The organism is Pandoraea sp. B-6 (genome assembly GCF_000282835.1).
GTDB classification, from domain to species: domain Bacteria; phylum Pseudomonadota; class Gammaproteobacteria; order Burkholderiales; family Burkholderiaceae; genus Pandoraea; species Pandoraea cepalis.
Genome location: NZ_KB290546.1, coordinates 226 through 13,838 on the forward strand (window position 1 = coordinate 226; position 13,613 = coordinate 13,838).

Annotated in this window: 11 protein-coding genes; 4 read left to right on the plus strand and 7 right to left on the minus strand. The window is 65.0% G+C overall.

The genetic code is table 11. The annotated features are described in order from the left end of the window. Both A985_RS26145 and A985_RS26150 read left to right on the plus strand, forming a co-directional pair. A partial coding sequence (locus A985_RS26145) for a cytochrome c (RefSeq protein ID WP_232424673.1) occupies window positions 1–1,034 on the plus strand: 1,034 nt, incomplete at its 5' end. Between the two features lie 168 nt (window positions 1,035–1,202). After that, window positions 1,203–2,315: a linear amide C-N hydrolase gene (locus A985_RS26150; protein WP_051060255.1), complete on the plus strand. Its 1,113-nt coding sequence runs from the start codon at window positions 1,203–1,205 to the stop codon at window positions 2,313–2,315. A gap of 127 nt (window positions 2,316–2,442) precedes the next feature. Here A985_RS26150 and A985_RS0118395 read toward each other — a convergent pair whose 3' ends face one another. The 7 genes from A985_RS0118395 to A985_RS0118425 form a co-directional block, all read right to left on the minus strand. Then, a complete protein-coding gene (locus A985_RS0118395; protein WP_039830523.1) occupies window positions 2,443–3,417 on the minus strand; it encodes a transketolase family protein in 975 nt (324 codons plus the stop codon). 50 nt (window positions 3,418–3,467) lie between these two features. Further along, window positions 3,468–4,325, minus strand: coding sequence for a transketolase (locus A985_RS0118400; protein ID WP_017234843.1), 858 nt, complete (start codon window positions 4,323–4,325; stop codon window positions 3,468–3,470). 109 nt (window positions 4,326–4,434) lie between these two features. Then, window positions 4,435–6,297 carry a TRAP transporter large permease subunit gene (locus A985_RS0118405; RefSeq protein ID WP_017234844.1) on the minus strand — a complete coding sequence of 621 codons (1,863 nt, stop codon included), beginning with the start codon at window positions 6,295–6,297 and terminating at the stop codon, window positions 4,435–4,437. A 58-nt stretch (window positions 6,298–6,355) separates the two neighbouring features. After that, window positions 6,356–7,375 (minus strand): TRAP transporter substrate-binding protein, encoded by a 1,020-nt coding sequence (locus A985_RS0118410; protein WP_017234845.1) that lies wholly within the window; start codon window positions 7,373–7,375, stop codon window positions 6,356–6,358. A gap of 55 nt (window positions 7,376–7,430) precedes the next feature. Beyond that, window positions 7,431–9,773 (minus strand): molybdopterin-dependent oxidoreductase, encoded by a 2,343-nt coding sequence (locus A985_RS0118415; RefSeq protein WP_017234846.1) that lies wholly within the window; start codon window positions 9,771–9,773, stop codon window positions 7,431–7,433. Continuing rightward, window positions 9,770–10,672, minus strand: a complete 903-nt coding sequence (locus A985_RS0118420; protein ID WP_017234847.1) for a PCC domain-containing protein — start codon at window positions 10,670–10,672, stop codon at window positions 9,770–9,772. Before A985_RS0118420 ends, A985_RS0118415 begins: the two co-directional genes overlap by 4 nt. Window positions 10,673–10,743: 71 nt before the next feature. Continuing rightward, window positions 10,744–11,637 (minus strand): IclR family transcriptional regulator, encoded by an 894-nt coding sequence (locus A985_RS0118425; protein WP_017234848.1) that lies wholly within the window; start codon window positions 11,635–11,637, stop codon window positions 10,744–10,746. 253 nt (window positions 11,638–11,890) lie between these two features. On the opposite strand from A985_RS0118425, the gene A985_RS0118430 reads away from it, so the two are divergent. Together A985_RS0118430 and A985_RS0118435 are read left to right on the plus strand one after the other, a co-directional pair. Next, entirely contained in the window at window positions 11,891–12,712 is an 822-nt protein-coding gene (locus A985_RS0118430) for an SDR family NAD(P)-dependent oxidoreductase (RefSeq protein WP_017234849.1), read from the plus strand. A 114-nt stretch (window positions 12,713–12,826) separates the two neighbouring features. Further along, window positions 12,827–13,585 (plus strand): SDR family NAD(P)-dependent oxidoreductase, encoded by a 759-nt coding sequence (locus tag A985_RS0118435; RefSeq protein WP_026132128.1) that lies wholly within the window; start codon window positions 12,827–12,829, stop codon window positions 13,583–13,585. Window positions 13,586–13,613: the final 28 nt, after the last annotated feature.

The following is a 13,613-nucleotide window of genomic DNA, read 5'->3' on the forward strand; positions in this document are numbered from 1 at the left end:
GCCTCGAGGACTTCGACAAGGCGGTGCGCCACGGGGTCGCGAAGAATGGCGCGACGTTGTACCCGGCCATGCCGTACACGTCGTACGCGAAGGTGCGTCCGGCCGATGTCAAGGCGCTGTACGCCTACTTCATGAACGGCGTGAAGCCCGTCGCGCAGACCAACAAGTCGACCGATATCCCGTGGCCGATGTCGATGCGCTGGCCGCTGTCGATCTGGCGCAACATGTTCGCGCCCGCGGTCGTTGGCGATACCGCCTCGACCGATAACGATCCCATCTCGCGCGGACGCTATCTTGTCGAAGGCCTGGCCCATTGCAGCGCCTGCCACACACCGCGCGGCTTTGCGTTTCAGGAGAAGGCGCTCACCGACGACAGCACCGCATTCCTGTCGGGCGGTGTGGTCGACAACTTCCTCGCGAAGAATCTGCGGGGCGATGTCACCGACGGTCTGGGCAACTGGAGCGAAGGCGATATCACGGCGTTCCTGAAGGGCGGACGTAACGACCACTCCGCGGCGTTCGGCGGGATGACGGACGTGGTGCAGCACAGCACCCAGCACATGAACGATGACGACCTCACGGCGATTGCCAAGTACCTGAAGACGCTCAAGCCGGTCGATCCGAACGCCAAGGCGCTCGCCTATGACGACACCGTGGCCAAGGCATTGCGTACGGGCGCAGGCAAGGGCAACGGTGCGCTCACGTTCCTCGACAACTGCGCGGCGTGCCATCGCAGCACCGGCAAGGGCTACACGCAGACGTTCCCAACGCTCGCCCTCAGCTCGACGGTGAACTCGGCCGATCCGACCTCGCTCATCCACATCGTGTTGCGCGGCGCGGAAATGCCGTGGACGAAGTCGGCGCCCACGCATTACGCGATGCCGAGCTTCGACGACCGGCTGACCGATCAGGATGTGGCCGACGTGCTGACGTTCGTGCGCTCGAGCTGGGGCAACAAGGCGCCGGCGGTGACAGCCACCCAGGTGGCCAAGGTGCGCAAGGAGGTTGGCGCAGCGGCGCAACCGCAGCGCTGAGCCGGCAAATCGTAGGGCCGGTGACCGGCCCCAGGGGGGAAGTCGAGGCCTCGCCAGGCAGCATCGCTGGCGGGGCTTCGTTGTTTGCGATCGGGCGGGGGAGGGGGCGGATTCCATCGTTATACTGACGGTTCTTGCGCAACCGTGTCCCCAACATGAGGTATCACCATGCCCCGAATGTTCGTCAAGACCTTGCCGTGTCTCGTCGCCGCCGCAACGCTCGCCCTGTCCCCGCTGTCGGCACTGGCCTGTACCCGTGTGGTGTATCTCGGCGCGAACGACGACGTGATTACCGCGCGCTCGATGGACTGGAGGGTCGACGTCGCCACCAATCTCTATGTGTTGCCGCGCGGCATGACGCGCTCGGGCGAGGCGGGGCCCAACTCGCTTCGCTGGACGGCGAAATACGGCAGCGTGGTGGCCACGGGCTACGACGTGTCGACGACCGACGGCGTCAACGAGAAAGGGCTGTCGGCGCAGTTGCTCTGGTTGGTGGAGTCGCAATATCCGACGTTCGACAAGGGGTCGAAGCCGGGGCTGACGATCGCGGCCTGGGCGCAGTACGTACTGGATAATTTCGCGACGGTTGCACAAGCCGTGGCGGCGCTGGAGAAGACGCCGTTCACGATCGTGACGGACAACGTGCCCGGCGAGGATCGGATCGCGACGCTGCATCTGTCGATGTCCGACAAGTCGGGCGACAGTGCCATCGTCGAGTACATCAACGGTCGGCAGGTGATTCACCACGGCCGCCAGTATCAGGTGATGACCAATTCGCCGACGTTCGACGAGCAGCTTGCGTTGAACAGTTACTGGAAGCAGATTGGCGGAACGACGTTCCTTCCGGGGACGAATCGCTCGTCGGATCGCTTTGCGCGAGCGTCGTTCTACATCAATGCGATTCCAAAGACCGAATCGCCGGTCGAGGCGTTGGCGAGTGTGTTCAGTGTCATTCGCAATGCGTCGGTGCCGTTCGGCATCACGACGCCGGGCGAGCCGAATATTTCGTCAACGCGTTGGCGCACGGTCGTCGATCACAAGCGCATGCTTTATTTCTTTGAATCGGCGCTCACGCCCAACACGTTCTGGGTGGATCTGAACAAGGTTGATTTCGCGGCCGGGGCGCCCGTGAAGCGGCTCGATCTCGGCAAGGATCAGCGCAATACCTTCAGCGGTGAGGTCTCGGCCGATTTCAAGGTGGCGCCGCCGTTTCCGTTTCTGGGGTTGCGCGACGTTCCCGGCCCCGCGTCGAAAGACCGGTCAGGAAGCACCGGCCTGTGAACGGCACGCGGCCGCCCTGACGCCGTCGACCGTCGCCGATAGCCAACGTGCCCGGCATGCGCCGGGCACGTAAGGCGGATGGCGCATCCGTCATCGCGCTGGCCTGCCGCACCTCACGCCGTCCACGTCACCCCAACCAATGCTTGATCGATGCGATCATCGCTTTGCGCGAAATGCCATAGCGATCCTGCAGCACCGGGAGGGAGCCCGCGTCCAGGAACTGGTCGGGCAGACCGATGTGGCGAAAGCGCGTCGATACCTCGGCGCGCATGAGCGCACCCGCTACCGCTTCGCCCAGACCACCGATCACCGTGTGGTTTTCCGCAATGACCACCAGACGCCCGCCGCGCGCTGCTTCGCGCACGATGGTCGCCTCGTCGAGCGGCTTGATCGTCGGCACGTGCAGCACCGCCACGTCGACGCGATCCGCCGCCAGTGCCTTGGCGGCGTCGAGGGCGCGCATGGTCATGAAGCCGGTCGAGATGATCAGGACATCGTTGCCATCGCGTATCGGCTTGGCTTTGCCCAGCTCGAACTTATAGCCATACTCGTCGAGCACCAGCGGGACGTTGCCGCGCAGCACCCGCATGTACACGGGGCCGGGGTGGTCGGCGATGGCCGGCACGATCTGCTCGATATCCAGCGCGTCGCACGGATCGATCACGGTCAGGTTGGGCATCGCGCGAAAGATCGCAATGTCATCCGTGGCCTGGTGGCTGGGGCCGTAGCCCGTGGTCAGGCCCGGCAGGCCGCCGATGATTTTGACGTTGGCATCCTGCTCGGCGACGCCCTGCGAGATGAAGTCGTAGCATCGGCGTGCGGCGAAGGTCGCGTAGGTAGACGCGAACGGGATGAACCCCTCCTTGGCCAGTCCGCCGGCGGCGGTCGCCATCAACTGCTCGGCCATGCCCATCTGGTAGAAGCGCTCCGGATAGGCCTGCGCAAAGATGTGCATGTCCGTATATTTCGCGAGATCGGCACTCATGCCGACGATCTCTGGACGCGCATCGGCCAGCGCCACGAGCGCCTTGCCGAACGGTGTAGCGCGTGTGCGGTGTCCCTCATCGACCGACGACGCGATGATGGCGGGCGCGGCGGGCATGGCGTTCTGACGGGTTTGGGTTGTCGTCGGTTGATCGGCTACGGACGTGTTCATGCTGCGCTCCCTTGCGCGTTGAGCGCGCTGAATGCTCGTTGCCACTCGGGCGGGTCGAGGCGGATGAAGTGATTCTTTTCGCGGGCTTCGAGGAAATCGACGCCTTTGCCCATCTTGGTGTCGCAGATGATGATGCGCGGCACGGGCCGGTCGTGCGACCGGGCATTGTCGAAGGCTTGGAGCACGGCCGCCAGGTCGTTGCCATTCACGCGTTGTGTGTAGAAGCCGAACGCCTCGAACTTCTGCACCAGCGGCTCGGTCGGCATGATGACCGTCGACGGGCCGTCGGCTTGCACGCCGTTGACGTCGACGACGGCAATGACGTTGTCGAGCTTGAACGCCGAGGCCGACGTTGCCGCTTCCCAGGTCGGGCCTTCGGCAAGCTCGCCATCACCCATCAGTGTGTAGACGAACGACGTCGACTGCTTGCGTTTGAGGCCGAGTCCCATGCCGACGGCCATCGGCAGGCCAAGACCGATCGAGCCGCCCGACATTTCCGCGCCCGGCGTGTACGACATCATGCCCGACATCGGCAGGCGGCTGTCGTCGCAACCGTAGGTGACGAGTTCCTCCCTCGGGAAGTAGCCGGCCTCGGCGAGCACGGCGTAATGCGCGATGGCGTAGTGGCCGACTGACAGCAGGAAGCGGTCGCGAGCCTCCCATTCCGGCTCGTGCGGCCGCACGTTCATCGCATGCAGATAGGCGACGGCCAGCACGTCGGCGATACCCAAGGCTTGCGCGACATAGCCCTGGCCCTGAACCTCGGCCATGGTGATGGCGTTGTGGCGAATGCGATGCGCGCGCTGCGCAAGCGTACTCAGGGTATCGGCGGGGGGGGATGCAACGGTGCTCATAAAGTCTCCTGTGCAAAGTGGACGTGTCCCGGCGCGCGTCAGGCCACGCGCTGCATGGCAGCGCGCGCCGCGTTGGCAGAACCGGATTTCAGGCGTGAAACGGGGAAGATCAGGTCAGGAAGCCCGTCGAAAGCCAGGGCACGGCGGCGACCAACACCAGGCCGACGGCCAGCGCGACGATGTAGCCGACGATGGGCCGCATGCCCTCGTCGGGATGAACCTTGCTGATGACGCAGGCGGAGTAGTAGCCGACGCCGAACGGCGGCGCGAACAGGCCGATGCCCATGGAGAGCACGACCACCATCGCATAGTGCACTTCGTTGATGCCCACGCTCTGCGCGACCGGGAACAGCAGCGGGCCGAACAACACGATGGCGGGAATACCCTCCAGTACGCTGCCCAGAACGATGAACGCCAAGATGGAGATCGCCATGAAGCCGACCGGACCGCCCGGAACGTCGCGCATCGCTGCAGCGAGCATCGTCGAGAAGCCCGAGTGCGTGAGCGACCATGCCATGCCGGTCGCCGCGCCGATGATCAGGAGGATCGCGCCCGTCAGCGAAGCGGTCTCGACCAGCATCGGATAGACCCGCTTGGGGTCGAAGCGGCGATAGATCAGTATCCCGATCGCGGCCGAATAGACAATGCCGATGGTCGACACTTCCGTCGCCGTGGCAATTCCTTCGATCACCGCGACACGGATCACGAAAGGCAACGCGAGCGCGGGCAGCGCGATGGCGAAGCTTTTCGCGATCTCCCGGCCTGAGGCGCGCGCGCCGCTGCCCACCTTCTCGTTGCGATAGCGCCACCACACCAGCGCGCACAGCGTGACGCCGAGGATCGCGCCGGGCAGCAGGCCGCCGGTGAACAGGGCCGCAATCGATACGCCGGTCACTGAGCCGATGGTGATCAGCACGAGACTCGGCGGAATCGTCTCGGTTTGCGCGCCGGTGGCGGCGAGCAGCGCGACGAGGTCGCCGGGTTTGGCGCCTCGGCGTTGCATCTCCGGGAACAACACCGGCGCGACCGCGGCCATGTCGGCTGCCTTCGAACCGGAGATGCCGGAGACGAGGTACATCGCGCCGATCAGCACATACTGCAGGCCGCCGCGCACGTGGCCGAGCAGACTGCCGAGGAACGCCACCATCGAGCGCGCCATGCCCGTCATCTCCATGAGCAGGCCGAGGAACACGAACAGCGGCACCGCGAGCAGAATCAAGTGGCTCATGCCTTCGTCCATCCGGCCCGCCAGAATCACGACCGGTGTGGTGGTGCCGAGCGACAGGTAGCCGAAGGTGGCGAGCGCGAACGAGAAGGCGATCGGTACGCCGGTAAGCACCATCAGCGCCACGAAGCCGACGAAGAAGATCAGCAGGTTCACGTTACCAAGCCCACGCAGCACGGGTTGCGCAAGCAGCAGCGCGCCGATGATCGCGCCGATCGTTACCGCGGCAGTGACGACCATGCGCAAGTTGCCGTGACGGACCAGTCGCAGCAGCGCGGTCAGCACCATCAGCGCGCAGCCCACCGGAATTGCGGCGGCCCGCCACGAGTCGGCAATTTCGAGCGCCGGCGTCGTGATGAAGGCCTGGTCCGCCGCGAAGTCGTAAGCGCTCGGCATGAACAGCAGCAGGAACGCGAGCGGTGTGGCGATCGCCAGCACATCGAGGAACGCGCGCCGGCCGGCGTTCATGCGGCCGACCAGGGCGGTCATGCGCATGTGTTCGCCGCGCTGCAAGGCGATCACCGAGCCGAGCATCGCCAGCCAGATGAACAGGATCGAGGCCAGCTCATCCGACCATACCAGCGGGCTGTGGAACACGGCGCGACTGACGACCCCGGCGAACAGCGTGACGATCTCGGCCAGCACGAGCAGTGCGGCCGGCAGCTCGACACACTTCGCCAAGGTGAATTGCAGCGCGGCGATCAGCCCCTCCTGGGCAGGGGCTGCCGGCAGTATGCCTTTGTTCATGCGAGTCTCCAGCCTGGCGCGGTTCATACGCTGTCTCCTTCGAAAGGCCTATGGGGGCTCAGAGCGTGCGGCCCGCACTCTTTTGCAGCAGTGCCCAGGCCTGCTCGCCGAACTTGCCCTGCCATTCCTTGTAGAAGCCGGCGGTCTGGAGCTTGTTCTGGAAGGCCGCGGCGTCGACCGAATTGAAGGCAATGCCTTTCGCGGTGAGGTCCTTCTCGAGGGAGTCGTTGAGCGCGGCGACATCGGTGCGCTGCTTGAGCGCGGCGGCTGCGATCTGATCCTCGATCACCTTGCGGACTTCCGCCGGCAGCTTGGCCCACGACGCGCGGTTCGACAGGAACCAGAAGCCGTCCCACATATGGTTGGTCTTTGCCACGTACTTCTGCACTTCGTAGAGCTTGGCCGAATTGATCGTGACCAGCGGGTTTTCCTGTCCGTCGGCGATCTTCGTCTGCAGCGCCGAATAGACTTCCGCGAAGTTGATGGTGAGCGGCGCCGCGCCGAAGCCCTGGAACATCGACGTCCACATCGGCGACGGGGGGACGCGAATCTTGAAACTCTTCAGGTCGTCGGGCGTCTTGATCGTTCGCGTCGACGAGCTGATCTGGCGGAAGCCGTTGTCGAAAATCTTCGGGAACGGGTGCAGGCCGCCGCGCTCGATCTGCGCGCGCACGTAGTCGCCCAGCTCGCCATCCATCGCGCTCCACACATGGTCGTACCCCTTGAACGCGAAACCCACGCCACTGATGGCGGCCTTGGGCACGAGCGTCGAGAGGATCATCGGCGACAGCGTGAAGAAGTCGAGCGCGCCGGCGCGCAACTGCGACAGCATGTCGGTGTCGCCGCCGAGCTGGTTGTTCGGGAACACGCGCAGGTCGACCTTGCCGCCCGTCTCCTTGCGGATGGCCTCGGCGGCCTCCGTGATGCGTACCGTCAGCGGGTGAGTGATCGGCGCGTTGTTGGCGTACTTCAGCGTGAAGTCGGCCGCGTAGACGCGCGTGTGCTTGAGGATCGCGGGGGCCGCGATCGCCGTACCCAGGGAAAGCTTCAGCATCGAACGGCGGGAAAGGCTCTGCATGATGTGTCTCCTGAAGATTGCTTTTTTGGATTTGGGTGCCTGATGCGACCGGGCGCTAGAGGCGCTCGGTCGGTGCGGCGGTTGCGGCAGTGATGTCGGTCGTGACCTCGGTAGTGAAGAGAGGTAAATCGAAGGCACTCACCGGCGGCGCGTTGGTGACCGGCGCGCTGACCTCGACCAGGCATGACTGCGCGGCGCAGCCCTGCGACAGGCCCGAGGCCGGCACGTCGGCCGTCAAGACGTTGGGATTGCCATGCTTGTCGCGCCCGGTGTCCGGTTCCGGGTCGTACCAGGCGCCGGTGGACATCCGCACCACGCCGGGCAGAATGCGATCGGTGATGCGCACGCCCGCGAGGCAGCGACCACGCGCGTTGAACACCTCGACGATGTCGCCGTCTAGGATGCCGCGTGCGGCGGCGTCGCGCGGGTGAAGGTAGAGCGGCTCGCGGCCCCTAACTTTGTTGGCGGCGCTGTAAGGGCTGCCGTCGAGCTGGCTGTGGAGTTTATTGCGCGGCTGGTCCGTGAGCAGGTGCAGCGGGTAGGTCGTCGCGAGCGGTGCGCCGAGCCATTCGACCGGCGGCAGCCAGCACGCGTGGCCCGGGCAGTCAGGAATATCGAACGCGGCGATCTCGCGCGAATACAGCTCGATGCGTCCTGATGGCGTATTCAGCGGCGCAGCGGCGGGATCGGCGCGAAACGCATCGAGCATCACCACCGGCCGCGCGCGTGAATGGAGATCGACCATACCCACGTCGCGGAAGGTGTCGAAGTCCGGTAACGCGATGTCGGCGCGCGCATAGCGCTTGCGCGTCTCCTCGTACATGTGCCTTAACCACTGGTCGGCGTCGCGGCCCTCGGTAAATTCCGCGAAGACGCCGAGTCGTTGCGCGAGACCCGCGAAGACGGTGAAGTCATCGCGCGATTCGCCGACCGGCTCGTCGATCTTCGCCATCCACATCAGGATCGCTTCCTGTGACGCGTAGCCGAGGTCGTCGCGCTCCAGCGACGTGGAGATCGGCAGCACGATGTCGGCGTGTCGCGCGGTCGCGGTCCACGATTGCTCGTGGACAACGATCGTGTCCGGCTTCTGCCAGGCGCGCAACAGGCGGTTGATGTCCTGATGATGGTGGAACGGATTGCCCCCGGCCCAGTAGACCAGGTGCGTGTCGGGATAACGATAGCGCTGGCCGTCGTAGTCGAACGGCTCGCCGGGTTTGAGGAGCATGTCGGCGATGCGCGCCACGGGAATGAACTCGCTGACCGGATTGTGGCCTTGCGGCAGCGTGGGTCCGCCGAGTTTGTCGTGCGGCGTGCCCAAGGTGTTCACGCAGCCGTAGCCGACGCCGAAGCCGCCGCCGGGCAGGCCGATCTGGCCGAGCATCGCGGCGAGGGTGACGACCATCCAGAACGGTTGCTCGCCGTGATGCGCGCGCTGTAACGACCACGCGACGTTGAGCATCGTGCGGCGCGCGTGCATGCGGCGCGCGAGCGCGGTGATCGTGTCGGCCGACACACCGGTGATCGGCTCCGCCCACGCGGGCGTCTTCGGAATGCCGTCGACATGTCCGAGCAGATACGGCTCGAATTCGTCGTATCCCGTGCAGTGCGAGGCGAGGAACGCGGGGCTGTGCAGATTTTCGTGACGCAGCACCCAGGCGAGGGCAAGCATCAAGGCCGTATCGGTGCCGGGGCGCGACGCGACCCATTCGACCTCGCCGCCGGTGTCGAGATTGTCCGAGACGGGGCCGACGTTCACGAACTTGACGCCGGCGTCGTGCATCGCGCGCAGTCCACCAGGAACGCGATGTCGCCCGACGCCGCCCGGTGCCGACTGGGCATTCTTCTGTGGCACGCCGCCGAAGGTCACGAACAGTTCCGTGTGTTCGGCGAGCACGTCCCACGAATGGTGATAGCCGATCAACTCGTTCATGTCGTCGACGACATGCGGCATGATCACGTGCGCCGCGCCGAGGCTGTATGAATCCCGATGGCGGACATAACCGCCGACACAGTTCAGGAAACGATGCACCTGGCTCTGGGCGTGGTGGAACCGGCCCGCGCCCCCCCAGCCATAAGATCCGCCGAAAATCGCCGTGTTGCCGTAGGTCTCGCGAACCCGCGCAAGTTCCTTCGCGACGAGATCGAGCGCGACGTCCCATGACACTTCGACGAAGGGCTCCTTGCCGCGCAGATGCGTGGCGCTTCCCGGTCCATTCTCGAGCCAGCCGCGCCGCACCGACGGACGGCGAACGCGCAGGGCGCGCAGCGAATCGGCGGTCTGGTACGTGCCGATTGGCGAAGGGTCACTGTCTTTCGCATACGGGCGCAGACAGGTCTTGCCCGTGTCGTCGACGCCGGCCTCGTAGACGCCCCAGTGCGAGAGCGTGTATCGCGTCATGCGGCAGTCCCGACGGCGAGGGACTCCTCCAGGAACAACTCGAAGCAGATCAGCACCGGATTGTCACCACGTACCACGCGTCCCTGGTGAATGTTGCCGCGCGGGTCGATCAGTGCGACATCGAGCGTCGCCCGCGGTCCATTCGCGGCCTCGGCAACGACGCCGTCGAGCACGAAGATCTCGGTGGCGATGTCGTCGACCGGCGCGGCGTTCTCGAAGCGCGCGCCGACGATGCTGCCGACACTGCCGCGAATCGTTGCCGCGCGCAGACCGTGTTCGCGGCAGACCTGTTCAATGCTCTGCACCAGATCCTCGTTGGGACGAATGCGCGCGACCACGCATCGGCGGCCGGTAGACGCCGGCACTGGCTTGCGCGCGGCCTCGATGGGCACCGGGCGGAACAGCGTGAAATTGGTTTCGGCATCGAAGTCCGCACGCATCTCGGCGTTGGCGATGCCCCACGCGCGCGCCTCGGTGTCCTGCGCGACGATCACCTGGTCGGAGAAGATATGGCCCCCCTGCCAACGACCGTCGGCAGCGCGCCACATGGCATGGCAGTGGATGAACGGTCCGCCGTCGCGGCGACCGACCGTCGCGCAGGCCAGCTCGATCGTGACGGGTTCGTCGATGCAGTGCTGCTCGCTATAGAACGCCACGTGCTCGTCGTCGGGCGACGCCGCTGGGCGGACATAGCGCATCGAGTGCACTCGCAGGCCTTCGATACGCACGGTTGCTGCGGCCATGCCGGCGGCTTCAAGTGGGCCGAGAATGGCATCGCGCAAGCTTTGGCCGTCGGCCAGGGCGAAGGTGAGCGACAGGGCATCGCCGACGATGGATTCGATCCGCTGCACAGCCGGGAGGCCGGGCTGCTTCAGGTGTCGATGGGAGGGCAGATTCAAGGTGTCTCCAGGCGTTTTGTTGGCGCGTGCGAGGGCGCTCGTTGTCGTCGCCGTCTGGCGACGGACCTGACTTACTTCGCGCGGCGACCGGCGCGAACTGCCGTTACCGATGCATCGGCGGGACGGGCGTCTGACCGTTGTTTCAAGCGCGTCTCGATATTGCGTACCTCGGACTGCAGCATGCGCACCAGCTTTTGCTGACGGTCCTCGCCCATTCGGCTCTCGATCGCGCCGATCGAGAGTGCGCCGGCCGGGGTGCCCGATTCGTCGTGGAACACGATGCCCAGGCCCCATGAGCCGGGGTGAACCAAGCCGCGGTGCATCGAGTAGCCTCGTTCGCGCGTCTCGCGCACCAGCGCCCACAGCCCCTCGGGCGTGATCGACGGGTAATGCTCGCGATAACTCGCCGCGTTCGCGCTCAGCGTTTGCTCGACCTCGTCGTCGTCCAGGGCTGCCAGCAGCGCGATGGCGCCGGCGCCCACGCCGAGCGGGTGGCAGTCCCCGATCGTCAGCACCTGCGCGCGCACCGGATACGCGCCCTCCTCACGGTGGATACAAACGGCGTAATCGCCACGGCGTACGGTCAGAAAAGCGGTGTCCTCCGACTGATGCGCGAGCCGCACCACGCTGCCCACGGCGATGCGATGCGCGCCGAAGCGCTCGGCCGCCAGCGTGCCCAGCACGTAGCTTTCGATGCCGAGGTGATAGCGCTTGCTCTGCGGATCCTGCTCGATCAGACGGGCTCGCGTGAGCGCGCCGAGCAGGCGGTGTACCGTGGGCTGCTTCAGGCCGCTTTGTGCGACCAGTTCACGCAACGGCATGCCGACCCGGCTCTGCGCCGACACAAGACTGAGCAACGCCATCGCGCGGTCGATGCTTTGCGAGCCATCTCGTTCGATCGGCACCACGGCGGCCGTCGTGTCTTCGCCTTGCGGCGGCATGTCATCGGCTGACGATTGAATCATTTATGAAACTCCACATTGTGGACTATTGATTCTGAATTTCCTGTGTGAATTAATACTTGCTTAATTCACATTGTGGACAGCTTATGTGCGTAACCCTGCGAAAATTATAGGGATTGGCTCTCCTTTATGAATCGTGGTTAACGAGCACTATCCACAAATACGGGTAATCTCCTATCCTTCGTTCAACATATTCCGTTTTATTTAAAGTCCACATTATGGATTTAAAGAAATTGACGAAATCGCGAGGCAGCGCATGAACGAATCCATGAACGCCACGGCGTCGATGCAAGGCAAGACGGTGATCGTGTTCGGCGCGGGCTGTCGCGGCGATGGCTGGAACAATGGCAAAGCGGCGGCGCTCGCCTATGCGCGTGCTGGCGCAAGTGTGTGTTGCGTCGATCTCGACAGCGATCTGGCCGACGGCACGGCCGATGCGATCAAGCAAGCGGGGGGCACGGCACTCGCCGTGCGTGCCGATGTCACGGACGCCACGTCGGTGGCACAAGCGGTTGCCGAGACGCTGTCGCGCCTGGGGCGCATCGACGTGCTGCACAACAATGTGGGCGTGACGCACATGGGCGGCCCGGTCGAGCTGGACGAAGCGACCTGGCATCTCGCCATCGAATTGAATCTGGGCTCGGTCTACCGCACGGCCAAGGCCGTCTTGCCGCATATGATCGAGCGCGGCAGCGGCGTGATCATCAACATCTCGTCGCTGGCAGCGCTGGGGTGGACCGGCTATCCCTATTTCGCTTACTCGGCCTCGAAGGCGGCCGTGAATCAGGCCACCGTCAGCATGGCGATGCAGTACGCACGCCACGGCATTCGCGCCAATTGCGTGCTTCCCGGCGCGATTCACACCCCGTTGATCTATACGCAGATCGCATCGCAGTACAGCAGCGTGGAAGCCATGATCGAGGCACGCAATCAGATGGTGCCGATGGGTCGCATGGGCGACCCGTGGGACGTGGCCAACGCAGCCGTCTTTCTCGCGTCGGAGCAAGCCCGATTTATCACGGGCGTGTGTTTGCCCGTCGATGGCGGCCAGAGCTGCTCGATGGTTCCGCTCACGTGACGCACAACGTGGGCGATGCATGACGTCGCGCGAATGCCCATCATCGATTCCACAATTTCATCGACCCGTGCGGCGTTCAGCGCGGGCATCTTGAATTCGACACAGGAGCCACACATGCAAGCAGAGTCACGGGTCGCGGTGATCACGGGCGGGGCGGGCGGCATCGGCGCGGCGATCGCCGAACGGCTGGCCGAAGATGGGTTTACGGTGATCGTCAGCGATCTGGAACTGGAGGCCGCGCAGGCCGTGGCGTCGGCGATCATGGCGCGCGGACATCGCGCCGACGCCATGACGCTCGATGTGGGTAACGACGATTCGATCGAACAGTTCTTCGCCGCACTCGACGAACGTCATGGCCGGTGCGACGTGCTTGTCAACAACGCCGGCATCGCCAGCCTCAAGCCATTCATCGATTTCCCGCTCGACACGTTCCGCCGCATCATGGAGATCAACGTGACCGGTCCGTTGGCGCTCGCGCAGCACGCGGCGCGTCGCATGCGCGCGCGCCAGTGGGGTCGGATCGTCAACATCGCGTCGACGAGCGGCATCCGCGCCGGTGCCGGACGTACCGGCTACGGCACGTCGAAGACCGCGATGATGGGGCTTACGCGACAGATCGCGATCGAGCTTGCCCAGTCGGGGATCACGGCGAATGCGATCGCGCCGGGGCCGGTCGAGACGCCGCTCACCCGGCATCACTCGGCGCAGGCGCGCGAGACCTATCTGCGCCAGGTGCCGATGAAGCGCTACGGCCAGCCGAGCGAGATTGCCGCGGCGGTCGCGTTCTTCGCGTCGGAGGGCGCGAGTTTCGTGACCGGCCAGACGCTCGCGGTCGATGGCGGCTTCGTTGCCGCGGGCATCCTCGACGAATGACGCTGGCCTGCACCGAGCTTAAGGAAGA